We start from the raw sequence: 19,535 nt of genomic DNA, 5'->3' as shown, positions 1-19,535 counted from the left end.
ATCGGATATTTCCAGACGAAGAGGGTGCCGCTGCCGGCGCCGCGTGTTCCAGTGCCCGCCGTGCCCGCCCCGCGGTGCCTGGCGTGGTCCTGCCGGTCCGAATGGCACGGGAGCCGGCACTGCGCGTGCGCCAGCGCCTGCATGCCGCGCTGGGGCCGCTGCTGGGCACCTACCGCCTGTCGGTGGATGCCGTGCGGCCGGTATGCACGGTCTATCTGCATCTGCGCGAGGCCGATATCGGCGAGTGCATGCACCGGCTCATGGCCGCCCTGCCGATGGCGGAATTCGGGCGGATCGGCTGCGTGGCCCATGACGGCCCACGGCCCGAAAACCCCCCGACGCCGGAGGCGTTCCGTGTCCACGCCTGATGTGCCGGCGCTGTGCCAGGCCGGCATGGCCATCCTGGCGCTGTTCATGCCGCTCGCCATCGCCTGGGGCATCGTGCGCTGGAGCATGCGGCGCCCCGGCCGGCGGATACAGGGCCAGACGGACTAGACGGGCTGGACGCCTGCCGCGTGCGCCTGCTGGTCCGCGTGGTAGCTCGATCGCACCATCGCGCCCACGGCGGCGTGGGTGAAGCCCATCTTGTAGGCTTCCTCTTCGTACATCTTGAACGTATCCGGGTGCACGTAGCGGCGCACCGGCAGGTGGCTGTTGGAGGGGGCGAGGTACTGGCCGATGGTCAGCATGTCGATGTCGTGCGCGCGCATGTCGCGCATTACCTGCAGGATCTCTTCATCCGTCTCGCCCAGGCCCACCATGATGCCGCTCTTGGTGGGTACGCCGGGGTGCAGCGCCTTGAACTTCTTGAGCAGGTTCAGGCTGAACTGGTAGTCCGACCCCGGGCGCGCTTCCTTGTAGAGGCGCGGCGCGGTCTCGAGGTTGTGGTTCATCACGTCGGGCGGCGCGGCCTTGAGGATCTCCAGCGCGCGGTCGTCGCGGCCGCGGAAGTCAGGCACCAGGATCTCGATCTGCGTGGCGGGCGAGAGCGCGCGGATGTTCTGGATGCACTCCACGAAATGGCCGCTGCCGCCGTCGCGCAGGTCGTCGCGGTCCACGCTGGTGATCACCACGTACTTCAGCTTGAGCGCGGCGATGGTGCGCGCGAGGTTCAGCGGTTCGTCCTTGTCCAGCGGGTCCGGCCGGCCGTGGCCCACGTCGCAGAACGGGCAGCGGCGCGTGCACTTGTCGCCCATGATCATGAACGTGGCCGTGCCCTTGCCGAAGCATTCGCCGATGTTGGGGCAGGAGGCCTCCTCGCACACCGTGTGCAGCTTGTGCTCGCGCAGGATCTCCTTGATCTCGTAGAAACGCGTGGTGGGCGAGCCGGCCTTGACGCGGATCCACTCGGGTTTCTTCAGCACCTCGCCCTGCTCCACCTTGATGGGGATGCGCGAGAGCTTCGCGGCGGCCTTCTGCTTGGCGAGCGGGTTGTAGGCGACGGTGGATTGCGCTTCGCGCACGACTTCGGGAGTGCTCATGGCTGGTGCTGAGGTCAGGGCGCGAGGCGGATGGCCAATTGGCTGGCCAGCACGGAAGCCGCTTCGTCCCAGGTGGTGTGCACGCCGATTGTAGAAAGGTCCACGGTCGGCAACCCTGCGTAGCCGCAAGGGTTGATGCGCGAGAAGGGTTCCAGGTCCATGTCCACGTTGAGTGCCACGCCGTGGTAGGTGCAGTGGCGCGAGACCTTGATGCCGAGTGCGGCGATCTTGCCCAGGCCGGAAAAATCGGGGCTGGCCGCGGTTGCCGAAGGTTCGGCCTTCTGCGGGCGCTGGGGCAGCATGGCGTGGTTGCGCGGATCGTCCAGCCGCACGTAGATGCCCGGCGCGCCGGCCACGCGGTGGCCCGTGATGCCGAAGTGCGCGAGGGTGCGGATCGCGGCCTCTTCCACGCGGTGGACGTATTCCTTCACGTAGTAGCCGGCGCGCCGCAGATCGACGAGCGGATAGGCCACCACCTGTCCGGGCCCGTGGAAGGTGACCTGCCCGCCGCGGTTGGTGGCGACCACGGGGATGTCGCCGGGGGCCAGCAGGTGGTCGGCACGGCCCGCGAGGCCCTGGGTGAAATGGGGTGCGTGCTCGCACACCCAGAGCGCATCGGGCGTGTCGTCGGTGCGCTGCGCGGTGAACGCCTGCATGGCGTCCACGGTTTCGCGCAAGTCCACCCGCCCGAGCATCCGCACCTGCATCGCCGTGGCCTGGATCAGAGCACTACCTTCACCATCGGGTGCGAAGAGAGCGCGCGGTACAGGTCGTCGAGCTGCTCGCGGCTGGTCGCCGTCACCGTGAGGGTCACGCCCAGGTAATTTCCCTCGCGGCTGTCACGCAACTCGATGGTGGAGGCGTCGAACGAGGGATCGAAGCGGCGGGCCACCTCGGTCAGCGCATGGACGAACCCGTCGGCCTTGCGGCCCATGACCTTGATGGGAAAGCGGGAGGGGTAATCGATGAGCGATTCCTTGCGCGGATCGCCCTCGGATCCGATCACCGGGGAAGGGGTGGGGGGCTGTGTCATGCGATGATTGTCGGCGAAGCAGGGGATGGGCACCGGGGTGTGGCGATGCGCCACGCTGGTGCCCGCAGGAGGCCTGGTTCACCCAACGGGTGCACCGTTGCGCGCCGTTGTCGCACGCGCGCCCCGAGGCATTGCAGGATGCAACGGGTTTTTACTTATAATCAAGGGCTTTGTAAGAAGTTCCAGCCCGGATGCCGGGCGTCCAGCAGGCGTTGACCAACCATGAAAACAGACGCTACGGACATTGGAACTGAGGTCGAGGATTCCGGTTTCAAGCCCCTTTCTACCGCCGAGGCGCAGGAATGGCGGCAGCGACATCCACCCATGTCCATCTGGCGCATCGTTGCAGGCCAGGCGGTGGTGGGGCTCGCTGCGGCCCTGGTGGCCTGGGTGGTGACCGGACGCTCCCATGTCGCCTGGTCCACGGGTTACGGAGCGCTGGCGGTGGTTCTTCCCGCAGCGCTCTTCGCCCGGGGCATGGCGCGCAGGAGATGTTCCGCCGGGGGCGCCCTGGCGGGTCTCTTCGGATGGGAGCTGGTCAAGATTGCTTTGACCGTCGCCATGCTGGCGGCGGCGCCCCGGCTGGTGCCGGGATTGAGCTGGCTGGCTCTGCTCGCCGGCATGGTGGTGACGATGAAAACGTACTGGATCGCGCTCATGGTGCGGTCCGGTGTCCGCAAACCGATTGATTGAGAGAAGAGTTGTCCGATGGCCGCAGAAGCGCATGCCCCGACTGCCAGTGAATACATCGTTCACCACTTGCAGCATCTTCAGAACATCAAGCAGAAGTCCATCGTCGATTTCTCCGTGGTGAACTACGACTCCGTCATCGTGGGCCTGGTGCTCGGTGCGATCGCCCTGTTCACCTTCTGGATCTGCGCCCGCAAGGCGACTTCCGGCGTGCCGGGCCGCTTCCAGGCCGCCGTCGAGATCCTCGTGGAGATGGTGGACAACCAGGCCAAGGCCAACATCCACAACGCCGAGAGCCGCAAGTTCATCGCGCCGCTGGCCCTCACCGTGTTCGTGTGGATCTTCCTGATGAACGCGATGGACATGCTGCCCGTGGACCTGCTGCCCGCCATCTGGGCCCAGATCTACGGCGCCGCAGGCAACGACCCGCACCACGCCTACCTGCGCGTCGTGCCCACGGCCGACCTCTCCACCACGCTGGGCCTGTCCACGGCCGTGCTGATCCTCTGCCTGTACTACAGCGTGAAGATCAAGGGCCTGGGCGGCTGGGCGCACGAACTCGTGACCGCTCCGTTCGGCACGAGCAAGAATCCCGTCTTCGCCCTGATCCTGGGCGTGGTCAATCTGCTGATGCAGATCATCGAATACGTTGCCAAGACCGTGTCGCATGGCATGCGGCTGTTTGGCAACATGTACGCTGGTGAGTTGGTGTTCATGCTGATCGCCCTGATGGGCGGCGCGGCAGCCATGTCGCTTTCCGGTGTGTTGCTCCCCGTGGGGCACATCATTGCGGGCTCTATCTGGGCGATCTTCCACATCCTGGTGATCACCCTGCAGGCCTTCATTTTCATGATGCTGGCGCTGATCTACCTCGGCCAGGCGCATGACGCTCACTGAGCCTTCCCTTTCCTTCCTTCTCAACCTTTCTTTCTTTTCATCCTAGGAGTCATCATGGAAAACATTCTCGGTCTCGTCGCTCTGGCTTGTGGTCTGATCGTGGGTCTGGGCGCCATCGGCGCATCGATCGGTATCGCTCTGATGGGTGGCAAGTACCTCGAAGCTTCCGCCCGCCAGCCCGAGCTGATCAACGAACTGCAGACCAAGATGTTCATCTTGGCCGGCCTGATCGACGCCGCCTTCCTGATCGGCGTTGCCATCGCCCTGCTGTTCGCCTTCGCCAACCCCTTCGTCCTGGCCTGATTCCCGACCAACGCCCAACTAGAAAGGTGTTGCCGTGAGTATCAACGCGACCCTGTTCGTTCAGGCCATCGTCTTCCTGATCCTGGTGCTGTTCACGATGAAGTTCGTGTGGCCCCCGATCGCGAAGGCACTGGATGAGCGAGCCCAGAAAATCGCCGAAGGCCTCGCTGCTGCCGACCGCGCCAAGTCCGAACTCGTCGCCGTGAACCAGCGCGTCGAGACCGAACTCGCGCAGACGCGCAACGAGACGGCATCGCGTCTTGCGGACGCCGAGCGCCGTGCCCAGGCCATCATCGAAGAAGCCAAGGCCCGTGCGAGCGAGGAAGGCAACAAGATCGTCGCCGCTGCCCGTGCCGAGGCCGAGCAGCAGACGGTCCAGGCCCGCGAGGCCCTGCGCGAGCAGGTGGCCGCGCTGGCCGTCAAGGGTGCCGAGCAGATCCTCCGCAAGGAGGTCAACGCCGGCGTCCACGCCGATCTGCTGAACCGGCTCAAGACCGAGCTGTAAGTAAGGGACGCAACCATGGCTGAACTCGCCACCATTGCCCGCCCTTACGCGGAAGCCCTGTTCAAGGCCTGCGCTGCCCAGCCGGGCGCCGACCTGGGCAGCACCGTCGCCTGGGTGGACGAACTGGCGGCGATCGCTGCCGACCCGCAGGTGCGGCAGCTGGCCGACAACCCCAAGATCGAGCCCGGACAGCTGTTCGACCTGATCGCCGGGGTGGTGCGCGCGCCGCTCTCCGATGCGGCCCGCAACTTCCTGCGCGTGCTCATCGACAACGGCCGCCTCGAAGCGCTGCCCGAGGTGGCGGCGCAGTTCCGCGCCCTGGTCAACCGGCAGAGCGGCTCGTCCGACGCGGTGGTCCACAGCGCGTTCCCGATCGATGCCGCCGCGCTGGCGGAACTCGGCGCCTCGCTGGAGAAGCGCTTCGGCCGCAAGCTGAACCTCTCCGTGCAGATCGACGAGTCGCTGATCGGCGGCGTGCGCGTGGCCGTGGGCGACGAGGTGCTCGACACCTCCGTCAAGGCCCGTCTGGAACAAATGAAAGCGGCCCTCGTCGCGTAAGCGCCCGAGGTTTCGGCTAACCCAAGAAAGAAGGAAAGAGTCATGCAACTCAATCCCGCAGAGATTTCTGAACTGATCAAGAGCCGCATCGAAGGTCTGGCAGCCAGCAGCGATATCCGCAACCAGGGCACCGTGGTGTCCGTGACCGACGGCATCGTGCGCGTCCATGGCCTGTCGGACGTGATGCAGGGCGAAATGCTCGAATTCCCGGCCACCCAGGACGGCCAGCCCTCCTACGGCCTCGCACTGAACCTCGAGCGCGACTCCGTCGGCGCCGTGATTCTGGGCGAGTACGAGCACATCTCCGAAGGCGACACCGTGAAGTGCACGGGCCGCATCCTGGAAGTGCCCGTGGGTCCCGAACTGGTCGGCCGCGTGGTGAACGCACTGGGCCAGCCCATCGACGGCAAGGGCCCGATCAACGCCAAGCTGACGGACGTGATCGAGAAGGTCGCTCCCGGCGTGATCGCGCGCCAGTCCGTGGACCAGCCGCTGCAGACCGGCATCAAGTCCATCGATGCCATGGTGCCCGTGGGCCGTGGCCAGCGCGAGCTGATCATCGGTGACCGCCAGACCGGCAAGACGGCCGTGGCCATCGACGCCATCATCGCCCAGAAGGGCCAGGGCGTGACGTGTATCTACGTCGCGATCGGCCAGAAGGCATCGTCGATCAAGAACGTGGTGCGCGCCCTGGAACAGGCCGGCGCCATGGAATACACGATCGTGGTGGCGGCATCCGCTTCCGAGTCCGCTGCCATGCAGTACGTGTCGGCCTACTCCGGCTGCACGATGGGCGAGTACTTCCGCGACCGCGGCGAAGACGCGCTGATCGTCTATGACGACCTGTCCAAGCAGGCCGTGGCCTATCGCCAGGTCTCGCTGCTGCTGCGCCGTCCGCCGGGCCGCGAAGCCTACCCCGGCGACGTGTTCTATCTCCACAGCCGCCTGCTGGAGCGCGCAGCCCGCGTGAACGCCGACTACGTCGAAGCCTTCACCAAGGGTGAAGTCAAGGGCAAGACCGGTTCGCTGACGGCCCTGCCGATCATCGAGACGCAGGCCGGCGACGTGTCCGCCTTCGTTCCGACCAACGTGATCTCGATCACGGACGGCCAGATCTTCCTGGAAACCAGCCTGTTCAACGCCGGTATCCGCCCCGCCATCAACGCCGGTATCTCCGTGTCCCGCGTGGGTGGCGCTGCCCAGACCAAGATCATCAAGGGCCTGTCCGGCGGTATCCGTACCGACCTGGCGCAGTACCGCGAGCTGGCTGCGTTCGCGCAGTTCGCATCCGACCTGGACGAAGCCACCCGCAAGCAGCTCGACCGCGGTGCCCGCGTGACCGAACTGCTCAAGCAGGCCCAGTACAGCCCCCTGCCCATCTCGCTGATGGGTTCGACGCTGTTCGCAGTGAACAAGGGCTTCATGGACGACGTGGACGTGAAGAAGGTGCTCGCCTTCGAATCCGGCCTGCACCAGTTCCTCAAGACCAGCCATGGCGCCCTGCTGGAGCGCCTGGAGAAGAACCGCGCCTTCGACAAGGAAGGCAAGGACGAGGCCGAACTGACGCAAGCCATCACGGCCTTCAAGAAGTCGTTCGCCTAAACCGGACGAGGACCCATCATGGCAGCAGGCAAGGAAATACGCGGCAAGATCAAATCGGTGGAGAACACCAAGAAGATCACCAAGGCCATGGAAATGGTGGCCGCTTCCAAGATGCGCAAGGCGCAGGACCGCATGCGTGCCGCACGGCCTTACAGCGAGAAGATCCGCAACATCGCGGCGAATCTCGGCCAGGCCAATCCCGAGTACGTCCATCCCTTCATGAAGTCGAACGACGCCAAGACGGCCGGCTTCATCGTGGTGACGACGGACAAGGGCCTGTGCGGCGGCATGAACACCAACGTGCTGCGCGCCGTGACGGCCAAGCTGCGCGAACTGCAGTCGCAGGGCGTGTCCACGCAGGCCGTCGCGATCGGCAACAAGGGCCTGGGCTTCCTGAACCGCGTCGGCGCCCAGGTGGTGTCGCATGCGACCGGCCTGGGGGACACCCCCCACCTGGACAAGCTGATCGGCCCCGTGAAGGTGCTGCTCGACGCCTATGCCGAAGGCAAGATCAACGGCTTGTACCTTGCGTACACGAAGTTCATCAACACCATGAAGCAGGAATCGGTCGTCGAGCAGCTGCTGCCGCTCTCTTCCGAGAAGATGCAGGCCGAGAAGACCGAGCACGGCTGGGACTACATCTACGAGCCCGATGCCCAGAGCGTCATCGACGACCTGCTCGTGCGCTACGTGGAGTCCCTGATCTACCAGGCCGTGGCCGAGAACATGGCGTCCGAGCAGTCGGCGCGCATGGTGGCCATGAAGGCCGCCACGGACAACGCGGGCAACGTCATCGGCGAACTCAAGCTGGTCTACAACAAGACGCGCCAGGCCGCGATCACGAAGGAACTTTCGGAGATCGTCGCGGGTGCCGCGGCAGTTTAAATTTTTGGAGCAAATGCAATGGCTCAAGAGAACACCCAAGTGAACGCTGGCGTTCAGGGCAAGATCGTTCAATGTATCGGCGCCGTGGTGGACGTCGAGTTCCCGCGCGACCGGATGCCCAAGGTGTATGACGCGCTCAAGCTCGAAGGCTCCCCCCTGACGCTGGAAGTGCAGCAGCAACTCGGCGACGGCGTGGTGCGTACCATCGCCCTGGGTTCGTCCGACGGCCTGCGCCGCGGCCTGATGGTGTCCAACACCGGCAACCCGATCACCGTGCCCGTGGGCAAGGCGACGCTGGGCCGCATCATGGACGTGCTGGGTTCGCCCATCGACGAGCGCGGTCCGGTCAGCCAGGAGCTGACGGCCTCCATCCACCGCAAGGCCCCTGCATACGACGAACTGTCGCCGTCGCAGGAGCTGCTGGAAACCGGCATCAAGGTGATCGACCTGGTGTGCCCGTTCGCCAAGGGCGGCAAGGTGGGCCTGTTCGGCGGCGCCGGCGTGGGCAAGACCGTGAACATGATGGAACTCATCAACAACATCGCCAAGGCCCACAGCGGTCTGTCGGTGTTCGCTGGTGTGGGCGAGCGTACCCGTGAAGGCAACGACTTCTATCACGAAATGGCCGATTCCGGCGTCGTGAACCTCGAGAAGCTCGAAGACTCCAAGGTCGCCATGGTCTACGGCCAGATGAACGAGCCCCCGGGCAACCGTCTGCGCGTGGCCCTGACCGGCCTGACCATCGCCGAGTCGTTCCGCGACGAAGGCCGCGACGTGCTGTTCTTCGTGGACAACATCTACCGCTACACGCTGGCCGGCACCGAAGTGTCCGCACTGCTGGGCCGCATGCCTTCCGCCGTGGGCTACCAGCCGACGCTGGCCGAGGAAATGGGCCGCCTGCAGGAGCGCATCACCTCCACCAAGGTGGGCTCGATCACCTCCATCCAGGCCGTGTACGTGCCTGCCGATGACTTGACCGACCCGTCTCCCGCCACGACCTTCGCCCACCTGGACTCCACCGTGGTGCTGTCGCGTGACATCGCTTCGCTGGGTATCTACCCCGCCGTGGATCCGCTGGACTCCACCAGCCGCCAGCTGGACCCGCAAGTGGTCGGCGAAGAGCACTACCAGGTGGCCCGCGGCGTGCAGGGCACGCTGCAGCGCTACAAGGAACTGCGCGACATCATCGCCATCCTGGGCATGGACGAACTGGCCCCCGAGGACAAGCTGGCCGTGGCCCGCGCCCGGAAGATCCAGCGCTTCCTGTCGCAGCCGTTCCACGTGGCCGAAGTGTTCACGGGCTCGCCCGGCAAGTACGTCCCGCTGGCGGAAACCATCCGCGGCTTCAAGATGATCGTGGCCGGCGAGTGCGACCACCTGCCGGAGCAGGCGTTCTACATGGTCGGGACCATCGACGAAGCCTTCGAAAAGGCCAAGAAGGTCGCGTAAAGCGGCGCATACGGGCAGCCCGCGTCGTTGCCGTGCTCGCCGTACCCAGGTACGGCTGTGCGCGGCGCCTGGCGGGCCCTCCCGTCTGCTTGCTTTCCCCACCTTCTTTCAGAGCCCAGAGGAAAACCCATGAACACCATCCACGTCGATGTGGTCAGCGCCGAAGAGTCCATCTTCTCGGGTGAGGCGCGCTTCGTCGCGCTGCCCGGCGAGGCCGGCGAGCTCGGCATCTACCCGCGCCACACGCCGCTGATCACCCGCATCAAGCCGGGATCGGTGCGCATCGAGACGGCCGACGGCGGCGAAGAGTTCGTCTTCGTGGCCGGTGGCATCCTCGAGGTGCAGCCCGAGCGCGTGACCGTGCTGTCCGACACCGCCATCCGCGGCAAGGACCTGGACGACGAGAAGGCCAACGCCGCCCGTGCCGCCGCCGAGGAAGCGCTGAAGAATGCCAAGAGCGACGTCGATTTCGCACGTGCGCAGTCCGAGCTGGCCGTGATGGCCGCCCAGATCGCCGCGCTGCGCAAGTTCCGCCAGAAGCGCTGAATCCGGCGTGGCCGGCAACGGCCTTGCGCACCCCTGTCCAGGCCGCCCCACGGGCGGCTTTTTCTTTTTCCCTGCCGCCGGGCCATGGCTCTGATGAGCCGGGCCGGTACTGCGGGGCCCGCATGTTTCGGCTGCCGGAAACTGGGCCGTGGGGTAGGTGCGTTCCGACACCGGCATGCGGCGGGCTGTACGGGAGGGGCAACGGGACGGGCGCTAGCATTCCTCATGCAAGCGCACACCAGGGCTTTCTTCCTTCTACGTACGTCGCATTGGGCGGCGGGGTCAGCGGGGCGGCGGGTTGGCGCTTACCTCCATTCCATGGAAGGGCTCCCGCATGGCGGCTGCTTCCGATGACCTGGTGATCGCGCGGCCCGAAGGGCTCTACTGTCCCCCGGGCGATTTCTATATCGATCCCTGGAAGCCCGTGGAGCGGGCCGTCATCACGCACGGCCACTCAGACCATGCCCGCTGGGGCCACACCCACTACCTGGCCCACATCGACAGCGAAGGCATCCTGCGCACACGGCTCGGGGCCGACATCACGCTGCAGACGCTGCCCTACGGGCAGGCCATCGAACACCATGGCGTGCGCATCTCGCTCCATCCCGCAGGCCACGTGCTCGGGTCGGCCCAGGTGCGGCTGGAGCACGGCGGCCATGTCTGGGTGGCCTCGGGCGACTACAAGACCGGGCCGGACGGTACCTGCGTGCCGTTCGAGCCCGTGCGCTGCGATACCTTCATCACCGAGTCCACCTTCGGCCTGCCGATCTACCGCTGGCCCTCGCAGGAGGCGCTGTTCGCGGAGATCGACGCATGGTGGCGCGCGAACGCCGCCGAGGGGCGGCCGTCGGTGATGCTGTGCTACGCCTTCGGCAAGGCGCAGCGCATCCTGCACGGCGTGGACGCCTCGATCGGGCCCGTCGTGGTCCATGGTGCGGTGGAGCCGCTCAATGCCGTGTACCGCGCGGCCGGTGTGGCGCTGCCCCCGACGCTGCGGGCCACGGACCCGGCCGTGGATGCGAAGCTGCTGCAGACGGCGCTGGTGGTCGCGCCGCCGTCGGCCCAGGGCACGCCCTGGATGCGCCGGTTCCCGCGGCATTCCGATGCCTTCGCGAGCGGCTGGATGCAACTGCGGGGTACCCGGCGCCGGCGCGGCGTGGACCGGGGCTTCGTGATGTCGGACCATGCGGATTGGCCCGGCCTGCAGTCGGCCATCGGTGCCACGGGGGCGGAGCGTGTCTTCGTGACGCACGGCAGCGTGGCGGTGCTGGTGCGCTGGCTCCTGGAGCAGGGCCTGGATGCGCAGTCGTTCCGCACGGAGTACGGCAACGAGGACGACGATGCGGCGCCCGATGCCTCACCGGCCGCACCCCCGGTCGCCGCGCCGGGCGGTGATGCGTCGCCCGTGGAGGATGGCAGGCCGCAAGAGGGCGGAGAGGCGGCGCAATGAAGGATTTCGCAGCCCTCTACCGCGCGCTGGATGCGAGCACGTCCAGCCTCGCCAAGCAGGCGGCGCTGCAGGCCTACCTGCGCGCGGCGCAGCCTGCGGATGCGGCCTGGGCGGTGTATTTCCTCGCGGGCGGCAAGCCGCGCCAACTGGTCCCGACCAAGCTGTTGCGGCAGTTCGCGCGCGAGGCCGCGGGCCTGCCGGAATGGCTGTTCGACGAAAGCTACGAAGCGGTCGGGGACCTCGCGGAAACCATCGCGCTCCTGCTGCCGCCGCCCGCCGAAGCCCATGCGCTGGGCCTGGCCGAGTGGGTGGAACAGCACCTGCTGCCGCTGCGCGGCATGGCACCCGATGCCCTCGGGCCGGTTTTGCGGGCACAGTGGGACCGGCTGGCGCCCGAGGAGCGGCTCGTGTACTTCAAGCTCATCACGGGCGCCTTCCGCGTCGGGGTGTCGAAGCTGCAGGTCACGCATGCCCTGGCGGCCGTGAGCGGCGTGGATCCCAAGCGCATCGCGCAGCGGCTCATGGGCTATACGCACATCGGCGCCCGGCCCGGGCCGGCGGATTACGAACGCCTCGTGGCACCGCTCGCCGATGCCGGACAGGGCACCGACCCGTCCCGCGAAACCAGCGGCCATCCCTATCCCTTCTTCCTGGCGCACCCGCTGTCGCTGCCCGTGGAGCAGTTCGAGCCCGCGCTCGGGCCGCCCGGTGACTGGATCGTGGAGTGGAAGTGGGACGGCATCCGCGCCCAGCTGGTGCGGCGCGCGGGCGCCACCTGGCTCTGGTCGCGCGGTGAGGAGCTGGTCAGCGACCGCTTCCCCGAACTGCAGCGCCTGGGCCAGGAGGCCCTGCCGGACGGCACGGTGCTCGATGGCGAGATCGTCGTCTGGCAGCATGCCGAGGGCGATGTGCCGGCACGCGTGCGTCCCTTCGCCGACCTGCAGAAACGCATCGGCCGCAAGACGCTCGGCCCCAAGCTGCTGCGCGAGTTGCCCGTGGTGCTGCTGGCCTATGACCTGCTGGAAGAGGAGGGCAAGGATCTGAGGGCGCTGCCGCAGCATGAGCGCCGGAAGCGGCTCGATGCGCTGCTCGCGCGGGTGTCGCATCCGGCGCTCGTCGCCAGTCCCCTGCTCCACGGCAGTGGCTGGGAGGAACTGGCGGAACAACGCATCCATGCCCGCGCCCTGGGCGTCGAAGGCATGATGCTCAAGGCCCGGGGCGCGCAGTACGGCGTGGGCCGCACCAAGGACGTGGGCACGTGGTGGAAATGGAAGATCGACCCCTTGAGCGTGGATGCGGTGCTCATCTATGCGCAGCGCGGCCACGGGCGGCGCGCCAGCCTGTACAGCGACTACACCTTCGCCGTCTGGGACGGGCCGCCCGGCGCGGAAGGCCGCGCGCTCGTGCCCTTTGCCAAGGCCTATTCCGGCTTGACCGACGCGGAGATGGCGCGGGTGGACGCAGTCATCCGCCGCACCACGGTGGAGACCTTCGGGCCGGTGCGCAGCGTGAAGCCCACGCTGGTGTTCGAGCTCGGCTTCGAGGGCATCGCCCGCAGTACGCGGCACAAGAGCGGCATCGCGGTGCGGTTTCCGCGGATGCTGCGCTGGCGGGAGGACAAGCCGGTGGAGGAGGCGGATTCGCTGGAGACGCTGGAGGGGCTGCTGCCGAGGTCGGACCCCTGATGCGGAAGACAGGCCACACCGATGACTTCCGCGTCCCATAGCCGCCAGCGCGTGCCGCGCTCCCGCTCGATCGCGCAAGCCTGGGTCGCCGCGCGCGGCTGGCGCCCCTTCCCCTTCCAGCGCGAGGTCTGGCGCGCCCTTGCCCAGGGTCGCAGCGGGCTGCTGCATGCGACCACGGGGGCCGGCAAGACCTATGCGGTATGGCTCGGCGCACTCCAGGCCTTCGGCGCCGCGGACGCCGCGCGGGTTGCGGTCCCTGAACCTTCCGGCGGCAGGCGAAGCAAGGCTCCGCCGGCTGAACCACTCACCGTGCTCTGGCTCACGCCGATGCGCGCCCTGGCTGCCGACACGCTGAAGGCCCTGCGCACCCCGCTCGACGAACTCGCGGCGACGCAGCCCACGCTCGCGCGCTGGACCAGCGGGGCCCGCACGGGCGACACGGGCAGTGCCGAACGCGGCGCACAGTCGCGCCGGCTGCCCACGGTGCTGGTGACCACGCCGGAGAGCCTGTCGCTGCTGCTGGCGCGCTCGGATGCGCGCGAGCTGCTGTCCACCGTGCGCCTGGTGGTGGCCGACGAGTGGCACGAGCTGCTCGGCAACAAGCGTGGCGTGCAGGTGCAGTTGGCACTGGCGCGGCTGGCCGGCTGGAATCCGCGGGTGTGCGTCTGGGGCATGTCGGCCACGCTCGGCAACCTGCCCGAGGCGCGGGATGCGCTGCTGGCGCCCCTGGGCGCGGAGGTGGCGGGGGAGGGCGTGCTGGTGCAGGGGCAGGTGGACAAACGGCTCGTCGTCGATACGCTGCTGCCCGACCATCCCGAGCGGTTCTCCTGGGCCGGGCACCTGGGGCTGCGCATGCTGCCGGCGGTGGTGCGCGAGCTGGAGTCCACCACGACCACGCTGGTGTTCGTGAACGTGCGGTCGCAGGCGGAGCTCTGGTACAAGGCCATCCTCGACGCGCGGCCCGATTGGGCGGGCGAGCTGGCGATCCACCATGGCTCGCTGGACCGCGGCGTGCGGGAGTGGGTGGAGGCGGGCCTGAAGGAGGGACGCCTGCGCGCCGTGGTGTGCACCAGCAGCCTGGACCTGGGCGTGGATTTCCTGCCCGTGGAGCGCGTGCTGCAGATCGGCTCGGCCAAGGGCATCGCGCGGCTGCTGCAGCGTGCCGGGCGCTCGGGCCATGCCCCGGGGCGGCCGTCGCGCATCACTCTGGTGCCCACGCACAGCCTGGAACTGGTCGAGGCCGCCGCCGCGCGCGCGGCGGTGCAGGCCGGCGAGGTGGAAATGCGCGCCAGTCCGCGCCGGCCGGTGGACGTGCTGGTGCAGCACCTCGTCACCGTGGCGCTCGGTGGAGGCTTCGAGCCCGAGGCGCTGTATGCGGAAGTGCGCCGCACCGTGGCCTACCGCGACCTGCCGCGCGCGGTCTGGCAGTGGTGCCTGGATTTCGTGCATCGCGGGGGGCCCTCGCTCGCGGCGTACCCCGACTACCAGCGCGTGGCGCCGGACGAAGAGGGCATCTGGCGCATGCCGAGCGCCCGCCTGGCGCGCCGCCACCGCGCCAACATCGGCACCATCGTGAGCGACGCCAGCATGGCCGTGCAGGTGCTGCACGGCGCGCGGCTGGGCACGATGGAGGAGAGCTTTCTGTCGCGCCTGTCGCCGGGCGATTGCTTCGTCTTCGCAGGGCAGGTGCTGGAGATGGTGAAGATCGAGGACATGACGGCCTATGTGCGGCGCGCCGCGCGCGGACGGCCCACGGTGCCGCGCTGGGCCGGATCGCGCATGCCGCTGTCCACCGTGCTTGCGGACTTCGTGGTGCAGCAGCTTGCGCAGGCGGCCGCGGGGCGCTATGGATCGCCCGAGCTGCGCTGCGTGCGGCCGCTGCTGGACGTGCAGCAGCGATGGTCTGCGCTGCCGACGCCCGGAACGCTGCTCGCCGAAACTCTGCGCACCCGGGAAGGCTGGCACCTGTTCCTGTACCCGTTCGCGGGTCGCCATGCGCACATCGGCCTGGCCAGCCTGTTCGCGTGGCGCGCCGCCCAGGGTGAGGCCGGCACGTTTTCCATCGCCGTGAATGACTACGGGCTGGAGTTGCTGTCGGCGACCGAGCGCGACTGGTCCGCGCTGCTGCCGGAACTGCTGCGGGTGCATGCCGCGCCCGTGCCGGAGCGTGGGCGCGATGCCAGCCCACCGCGGCTGCCGGCCGGTGAAGCCCTGGTCATCCGCAATACCGCGAACGCCGCGCGGGCCGAGGCCGAGGATTCGTCCGGCGCGAGTGTGGTCGAGGCCGCCAGCGCCCCGCAGGACGAGGCCCGCCACGCGTTGCTGCACGAAGTGCTGGCCAGCCTCAACGCCACCGAAATGGCCCGGCGCCGGTTTCGCGAAATCGCGCGGGTGGCGGGGCTCATCTTCCAGAGCCATCCCGGCGAGCGCCGCAGCGCGCGCCAGCTGCAGGCCTCGTCGCAGCTGTTCTTCGAGGTTTTCCGCAAGTACGACGCAGGCAACATGCTCCTGCGCCAGGCCGACGAAGAGGTTCTGAGCCAGGAGCTCGACGTGGCGCAGTTGCTGTCGGCGCTGCGCCGGATGCAGGCGCAGGATCTGGTGGTGAAGCCGCTGACCCGTCCCAGTCCGTTCGCCTTCCCGCTCATGGTGGAGCGTTTCCGGGAAAAGCTCACCAATGAGCACCTGGCTGACCGCATCGCCCGCATGCTGGCGCAACTGGACACTGCCGCCGATGCAGGCGCCGCCGCCAACCTGCCCGCGCAGGACGTGGTGCCACCCGACCCACCTGCGCGGCCGCAGCGCCGGCCCGCGGCGAAGAAGGCGGCCGGCCGGGTCCGCGAGGCGGCGGCCGAGGCCGCGCCTCCCGCCGACACCGCGATGCAGCAGGCCGCCGAGGCGGTGCGCCGTACCCTGGACTTCTCGCTCACCTCTGCCGAGGAGGCAGGCAACGGCGCGGCAGGCGGAGGGCGCAGCCGGCGCCGCGAGCGCAAGCCGGCGCGGCCCCTGCCGCGGCTCTGAGGCCATATGCCGGCACCCGGCCTGCCGGTCCGGGACAATGGCGCTTTCTCATCGCTGTGCAGGGACCCCTTCAATTGACAGGCGCATCCGCCATCTTTCACCTCGCCGGTACCGAAGTCCACCTGCTCGCCGGCCATGCCCTCTGGTGGCCCGATGGGCGCACGCTCTTCGTGGCCGACGTGCACCTGGGCAAGGCCGACACGTTCCGCGCGCGCGGGCTGCCCGTGCCCTCCGGAACCACGCGCGACAACCTCGCGCGGCTTTCCGCGCTCGTGGCGGAACAGGGCGCGCAGCGGCTCGTGGTGCTGGGCGACTTCCTGCATGCGGCCGAGGCGCGCTCGCCCGCCGTGCTGGCATCGCTCGCGGCCTGGCGTGCGATGCATGCGGCGCTGGAGGTGGTTCTGGTGCGCGGCAACCACGACAGCCATGCGGGCGATCCGCCTGCGGAGCTGGGTATCGCGATCGTGGACGAGCCCTGGCCGCTCGGGCCGTTCGCCTGCTGCCACCATCCGCAGCGGCACGCTGCGCTGCATGTGCTCGCCGGCCATGTGCATCCCGCCGTGGTGCTGCGGGGGCCGGGCCGCGATGCGCTGCGGCTGCCGTGCTTCGTGGCGGACGCGGCTGAAGGCTCCGATGCCGGCGGCACGCTGCTGCCCGCCTTCGGCGAGTTCACGGGCGGGCAGTCGATGGCGCCTGCGCCGGGGCGGCGGTTTTTCGCCGTGGGCGGAGGACGGGTGTGGCCGGTGCCGGACAAGGCCGCAGGGGCCGCCCGCCGCGCCTGAACGCGGCGCTTCGGGCTCAGGCGCCGGGCGGCTCGGGACTGGCCGATTCGCCGCGTGGGTGGTCGAAGCCTGCCAGCTGCCGCAGCACCCGGTCCTCCTCCTGCCGCCAGTGCGATTCCCTGGCGCGGGCCCGTACGGAACAGTCGATCTGCCCAGCCAGTTCCTCGGGGATGTCCTCGACCGCTTGCGCAACCCATCCCTCAGGTCCGCACTCAGGAGCTGCCGCTGGATGAACCGGGTGACTTCGCTTTCGAGCAGCGCGAGCCGCAACTGCTGCCGGCCCAGCGGTGGAAATGAGCGGCATCCACCCGGCCGCTGCGGATGCCGTCCACCATCTGGTGGTCGCGCACGGCCAGCAGGACCTTGGAGAAGCCTTCCAGTACGTTGTCATTGCAGCTGCCCAGGGCGGTCTGCGCGATCAGGAACACCTGCTCGCGCAGTTCCGTGCTCCGGGAGATCGGGAGATGGCTTCGATCACGGAGGCCACGTGCGCGGCGCGCTCCGCTGCCGTCGCGGAAGACGATCCCGCTGCGGTGGCTTCCCGCAGGCGCGCCAGCAGGCGGGCGAAGGCGGGCGCGCCGGGTTCATCGTCGAAGCGGCCGCACAGCTCCGCCGCGTCGTGCTCCCCGCCGGTCCATCGGCTCATCTCCCGACCCGGCGGTTCCTCCTGGTGCACCAGATTCAGCGAGAGTTCGGCGGCGTCCCGAACTGCGCCAGGAGGTCGGTGGCGGCGCGCAATGCCCGGAAAGCCTGCTCCGGGTCGCGTCCAGCATGTCCATCAGCCAGGAACCCTGGTCCGGGGCGGGTCTGCCATGCATGTCGCTGCCCACCTCGCGCGGCGATGCGGCGGAATCCTGCCGCTGGGTCGGATGTGCAGGTCCGGCGTTGGAGCGGGGTGCCAGTGTCTGCTGCGTGCCGGCAGTCCGGGGCGTCCGGCCGGCTGGAGCGGTCAGGCGGCGCCCTGTCCTGACGATGGGCCCGGGTCCTGCGGCTGCGGCCGCGGCGGGGTGTACCGTGCCTGGTCCGCAAGGCCTTCCAGGGCACGCTGCACCGAAGCCTGCCAGCGCTCGTAGACCTGGCGGCCTGCCTCGGCATAGGCGTAGGCGGCAGGGCTCTCGGAGTCTTCGGGGATGTCCAGTTCGTGGAAGGGGTCCGCATCACGGGCCGCCTCCAGCGGCCGGAAGACCGAGGGGTGCAGCACCTGCATGCAGGTACGCCAGGTGTCGTGCTGCAGGATGAATGCGCGGTAGGCCTGCGGGTCCGCTGCCTGTTGCTGCACCTGGGTTTTCAGGGCCTCAAGGTGTTCCGGGTCGAGCACGCTCATTTCCACGCTCGTCAGGTGCTGCACAGTGTCCTTCGGAAGTTCCAGGGCCTGCCTGAGCGCGGACTTGGCATGGGCCAGCGTCTCCATGGGGTCCTCCCGCAACTTGTCCCTCTCCCAGGGGGTCATGTCGGTGCGCTGCAGCATCTCGCTGATGAGGCGGCCCACGGCGGTTTCCAGCAGGGCCAGCCGGAATTGCTGGCTGGTCCACTGGTGAAGCTGCGCTTCGTTCAGCAGACCGCGGCGCGCGGCCATCACCAACTGGAGCTTTCGCACCGACAGCATCACCTTGGAGAAGCCCTCCAGAACGTTGTCCTGGCAGCTGCCCAGGGCGGTCTGCGCAATCAGGAACACCTCATTGCGCAACTCGGCATCCCGGGTCATCGCCGTGAAGGCGGTCTTCACCTGGTTTTCCATCTCGCGCCGTGCGGTGCCCGAGAGTTCAGGCAGGGCTTCCTGATGCAGGCGCTCGAGCATCCGGGCGAAGGCCGGGGCGGCTTCTTCCTCGTCGAAGGCATGGAGATCCACCGTGGAGGTACGGGCCGCATCGCCCAGCCAGGTCTGCAGCTGGATGCCCAGCGGCGCGCCCAGGTGCTCCAGGTCTCCCACGAGGCCCCTGTCGTCCTCGTCGGATCCGGTGGCTTCGTTGTCCGAAGACGATGTGCCGCCGGCCTCGGGAACACCTTCCGGGACCAGAATGCGTTCGATCACCCGGGCTGCGGCAGGGCTGCAGAGCTGGAAGAAAAGCCAGAGCGAGCGCAATGCCTCTCCGACCTCGTGCCCGGTGCCCTCCTGGTGGGCGAGAAGGGCTGCAGCCACCTGGTGGATGCGTGGCTCGAGGTCCGGGTGCGCCACGGCCGCCATGACCAGGGGAACGAATTGCTCACGGCCGGGCGGCCCCTGGATGCCCAATGCCGCAAGTTCCTGGCGCAGGGATTCGGGGGCCTGCGTGTCTGCGGCGGCTTGTGCGGGCGCTGCCTGGGTGCCGGTGCCAGCCCCAGTGCTGGTGCTGGCACCGGCGCTGTCCGCAGGCTGCCCGGGGAGTGGCGTGCGCGGCGGCACGGCGGCGCGGGGCGGCCGGCGGGAAGGACCCGCTTCCGACAAGGGCGCCGCGGCGGCCTGGCGTGCCGGCAGCAGTCCCGCCAGGCTGGAGCCGGTTTCCGTGGTGCGCGCACGCACGCGCCGCGTCGGCGATGTCTCGGTGTCGCTGCCGCTGTCGTGCCGGGGGCTGCGCGCGCGGGGACTGGCGCTACCGGAGGGCCTGGTGGGAGGATGCATGGGAGGCGTACTTTCCTGCCGTGCTCTGGCACGGGCGATGGCGCCATGCTCG

General features: G+C 68.5%; 21 protein-coding genes. 15 read left to right on the top strand and 6 right to left on the bottom strand.

What is annotated here, in order from left to right; translation table 11 throughout:
• Positions 1-101 precede the first annotated feature (101 nt).
• Complete coding sequence (locus BLR05_RS20525) at positions 102-368, top strand: hypothetical protein (protein WP_225979061.1); 267 nt, start codon at positions 102-104, stop codon at positions 366-368.
• The gene (locus BLR05_RS26645) at positions 355-495 is read left to right on the top strand and encodes a hypothetical protein (RefSeq protein WP_167361309.1); all 141 of its coding nucleotides are present in this window, start codon (positions 355-357) and stop codon (positions 493-495) included. The genes BLR05_RS20525 and BLR05_RS26645 overlap by 14 nt, the downstream gene beginning before the upstream one ends.
• Here BLR05_RS26645 and lipA read toward each other — a convergent pair.
• From lipA to BLR05_RS20510, 3 genes are read right to left on the bottom strand one after another with little or no spacing between them, the layout of a single operon-like run.
• Positions 492-1,481: a lipoyl synthase gene (lipA, locus tag BLR05_RS20520; protein WP_092838199.1), complete on the bottom strand. Its 990-nt coding sequence runs from the start codon at positions 1,479-1,481 to the stop codon at positions 492-494. The genes BLR05_RS26645 and lipA overlap by 4 nt on opposite strands.
• 14 nt (positions 1,482-1,495) lie before the next feature.
• A complete protein-coding gene (lipB, locus tag BLR05_RS20515; protein ID WP_092838196.1) occupies positions 1,496-2,188 on the bottom strand; it encodes a lipoyl(octanoyl) transferase LipB in 693 nt (230 codons plus the stop codon).
• A gap of 14 nt (positions 2,189-2,202) precedes the next feature.
• Positions 2,203-2,514 (bottom strand): YbeD family protein, encoded by a 312-nt coding sequence (locus tag BLR05_RS20510; RefSeq protein ID WP_092838193.1) that lies wholly within the window; start codon positions 2,512-2,514, stop codon positions 2,203-2,205.
• A 222-nt stretch (positions 2,515-2,736) separates the two neighbouring features.
• Here BLR05_RS20510 and BLR05_RS20505 point away from each other — a divergent pair, with 222 nt between their 5' ends.
• From BLR05_RS20505 to pdeM, 13 genes are all read left to right on the top strand, one after another.
• Positions 2,737-3,207: an ATP synthase subunit I gene (locus BLR05_RS20505; protein WP_092838190.1), complete on the top strand. Its 471-nt coding sequence runs from the start codon at positions 2,737-2,739 to the stop codon at positions 3,205-3,207.
• A gap of 15 nt (positions 3,208-3,222) precedes the next feature.
• On the top strand, positions 3,223-4,101 hold the full coding sequence (gene atpB / locus BLR05_RS20500; protein ID WP_092838187.1) for a F0F1 ATP synthase subunit A: 879 nt from the start codon (positions 3,223-3,225) through the stop codon (positions 4,099-4,101).
• Positions 4,102-4,155: 54 nt separating this feature from the next.
• A complete protein-coding gene (atpE, locus tag BLR05_RS20495) occupies positions 4,156-4,404 on the top strand; it encodes a F0F1 ATP synthase subunit C (protein WP_011793551.1) in 249 nt (82 codons plus the stop codon).
• Between the two features lie 34 nt (positions 4,405-4,438).
• Entirely contained in the window at positions 4,439-4,909 is a 471-nt protein-coding gene (locus BLR05_RS20490; RefSeq protein ID WP_092838184.1) for a F0F1 ATP synthase subunit B, read from the top strand.
• Positions 4,910-4,924: 15 nt separating this feature from the next.
• On the top strand, positions 4,925-5,467 hold the full coding sequence (locus BLR05_RS20485) for a F0F1 ATP synthase subunit delta (RefSeq protein WP_092838181.1): 543 nt from the start codon (positions 4,925-4,927) through the stop codon (positions 5,465-5,467).
• A 42-nt stretch (positions 5,468-5,509) separates the two neighbouring features.
• Positions 5,510-7,069, top strand: a complete 1,560-nt coding sequence (atpA, locus tag BLR05_RS20480) for a F0F1 ATP synthase subunit alpha (RefSeq protein WP_092838178.1) — start codon at positions 5,510-5,512, stop codon at positions 7,067-7,069.
• 18 nt (positions 7,070-7,087) lie between these two features.
• Positions 7,088-7,954, top strand: a complete 867-nt coding sequence (gene atpG, locus BLR05_RS20475) for a F0F1 ATP synthase subunit gamma (protein WP_092838175.1) — start codon at positions 7,088-7,090, stop codon at positions 7,952-7,954.
• Between the two features lie 18 nt (positions 7,955-7,972).
• Entirely contained in the window at positions 7,973-9,403 is a 1,431-nt protein-coding gene (gene atpD, locus BLR05_RS20470; RefSeq protein ID WP_092838172.1) for a F0F1 ATP synthase subunit beta, read from the top strand.
• Positions 9,404-9,532: 129 nt separating this feature from the next.
• The gene (locus BLR05_RS20465) at positions 9,533-9,949 is read left to right on the top strand and encodes a F0F1 ATP synthase subunit epsilon (RefSeq protein WP_019703875.1); all 417 of its coding nucleotides are present in this window, start codon (positions 9,533-9,535) and stop codon (positions 9,947-9,949) included.
• A 334-nt stretch (positions 9,950-10,283) separates the two neighbouring features.
• Positions 10,284-11,399 carry a ligase-associated DNA damage response exonuclease gene (locus BLR05_RS20460; RefSeq protein ID WP_092838169.1) on the top strand — a complete coding sequence of 372 codons (1,116 nt, stop codon included), beginning with the start codon at positions 10,284-10,286 and terminating at the stop codon, positions 11,397-11,399.
• Positions 11,396-13,084 carry an ATP-dependent DNA ligase gene (locus tag BLR05_RS20455; protein ID WP_092838166.1) on the top strand — a complete coding sequence of 563 codons (1,689 nt, stop codon included), beginning with the start codon at positions 11,396-11,398 and terminating at the stop codon, positions 13,082-13,084. Before BLR05_RS20460 ends, BLR05_RS20455 begins: the two co-directional genes overlap by 4 nt.
• A 21-nt stretch (positions 13,085-13,105) precedes the next feature.
• Complete coding sequence (locus BLR05_RS20450; protein ID WP_092838163.1) at positions 13,106-16,102, top strand: ligase-associated DNA damage response DEXH box helicase; 2,997 nt, start codon at positions 13,106-13,108, stop codon at positions 16,100-16,102.
• Positions 16,103-16,176: 74 nt separating this feature from the next.
• Positions 16,177-16,884, top strand: a complete 708-nt coding sequence (gene pdeM, locus BLR05_RS20445; RefSeq protein ID WP_092838160.1) for a ligase-associated DNA damage response endonuclease PdeM — start codon at positions 16,177-16,179, stop codon at positions 16,882-16,884.
• A gap of 212 nt (positions 16,885-17,096) precedes the next feature.
• Here pdeM and BLR05_RS20440 read toward each other — a convergent pair whose 3' ends face one another.
• The 3 genes from BLR05_RS20440 to BLR05_RS20430 all read right to left on the bottom strand — a co-directional run bounded on the left by BLR05_RS20440 (position 17,097) and on the right by BLR05_RS20430 (position 19,483).
• On the bottom strand, positions 17,097-17,312 hold the full coding sequence (locus BLR05_RS20440) for a hypothetical protein (protein ID WP_167361308.1): 216 nt from the start codon (positions 17,310-17,312) through the stop codon (positions 17,097-17,099).
• Positions 17,303-17,530, bottom strand: coding sequence for a hypothetical protein (locus BLR05_RS20435; protein ID WP_092838154.1), 228 nt, complete (start codon positions 17,528-17,530; stop codon positions 17,303-17,305). Before BLR05_RS20435 ends, BLR05_RS20440 begins: the two co-directional genes overlap by 10 nt.
• A gap of 303 nt (positions 17,531-17,833) precedes the next feature.
• Entirely contained in the window at positions 17,834-19,483 is a 1,650-nt protein-coding gene (locus BLR05_RS20430) for an NEL-type E3 ubiquitin ligase domain-containing protein (RefSeq protein WP_107204669.1), read from the bottom strand.
• Positions 19,484-19,535: the final 52 nt, after the last annotated feature.

The organism is Paracidovorax cattleyae (genome assembly GCF_900104515.1).
GTDB classification, from domain to species: domain Bacteria; phylum Pseudomonadota; class Gammaproteobacteria; order Burkholderiales; family Burkholderiaceae_C; genus Paracidovorax; species Paracidovorax cattleyae.
The sequence above is the reverse complement of the archived record's forward strand: the minus strand, read 5'-3'. Positions and strand labels throughout refer to the sequence as shown.

Coding starts and splice junctions, on each gene's coding strand:
- BLR05_RS20525 (WP_225979061.1), top strand. CDS start 102: ATGGCACGGGAGCCGGCACTGCGCGTGCGCCAGCGCCTGCATGCCGCG.
- lipA (WP_092838199.1), bottom strand. CDS start 1,481: ATGAGCACTCCCGAAGTCGTGCGCGAAGCGCAATCCACCGTCGCCTAC.
- lipB (WP_092838196.1), bottom strand. CDS start 2,188: ATGCAGGTGCGGATGCTCGGGCGGGTGGACTTGCGCGAAACCGTGGAC.
- BLR05_RS20510 (WP_092838193.1), bottom strand. CDS start 2,514: ATGACACAGCCCCCCACCCCTTCCCCGGTGATCGGATCCGAGGGCGAT.
- BLR05_RS20505 (WP_092838190.1), top strand. CDS start 2,737: ATGAAAACAGACGCTACGGACATTGGAACTGAGGTCGAGGATTCCGGT.
- atpB (WP_092838187.1), top strand. CDS start 3,223: ATGGCCGCAGAAGCGCATGCCCCGACTGCCAGTGAATACATCGTTCAC.
- atpE (WP_011793551.1), top strand. CDS start 4,156: ATGGAAAACATTCTCGGTCTCGTCGCTCTGGCTTGTGGTCTGATCGTG.
- BLR05_RS20485 (WP_092838181.1), top strand. CDS start 4,925: ATGGCTGAACTCGCCACCATTGCCCGCCCTTACGCGGAAGCCCTGTTC.
- atpA (WP_092838178.1), top strand. CDS start 5,510: ATGCAACTCAATCCCGCAGAGATTTCTGAACTGATCAAGAGCCGCATC.
- atpG (WP_092838175.1), top strand. CDS start 7,088: ATGGCAGCAGGCAAGGAAATACGCGGCAAGATCAAATCGGTGGAGAAC.
- atpD (WP_092838172.1), top strand. CDS start 7,973: ATGGCTCAAGAGAACACCCAAGTGAACGCTGGCGTTCAGGGCAAGATC.
- BLR05_RS20465 (WP_019703875.1), top strand. CDS start 9,533: ATGAACACCATCCACGTCGATGTGGTCAGCGCCGAAGAGTCCATCTTC.
- BLR05_RS20460 (WP_092838169.1), top strand. CDS start 10,284: ATGGCGGCTGCTTCCGATGACCTGGTGATCGCGCGGCCCGAAGGGCTC.
- BLR05_RS20455 (WP_092838166.1), top strand. CDS start 11,396: ATGAAGGATTTCGCAGCCCTCTACCGCGCGCTGGATGCGAGCACGTCC.
- BLR05_RS20450 (WP_092838163.1), top strand. CDS start 13,106: ATGACTTCCGCGTCCCATAGCCGCCAGCGCGTGCCGCGCTCCCGCTCG.
- BLR05_RS20435 (WP_092838154.1), bottom strand. CDS start 17,530: ATGAGCCGATGGACCGGCGGGGAGCACGACGCGGCGGAGCTGTGCGGC.
- BLR05_RS20430 (WP_107204669.1), bottom strand. CDS start 19,483: ATGCATCCTCCCACCAGGCCCTCCGGTAGCGCCAGTCCCCGCGCGCGC.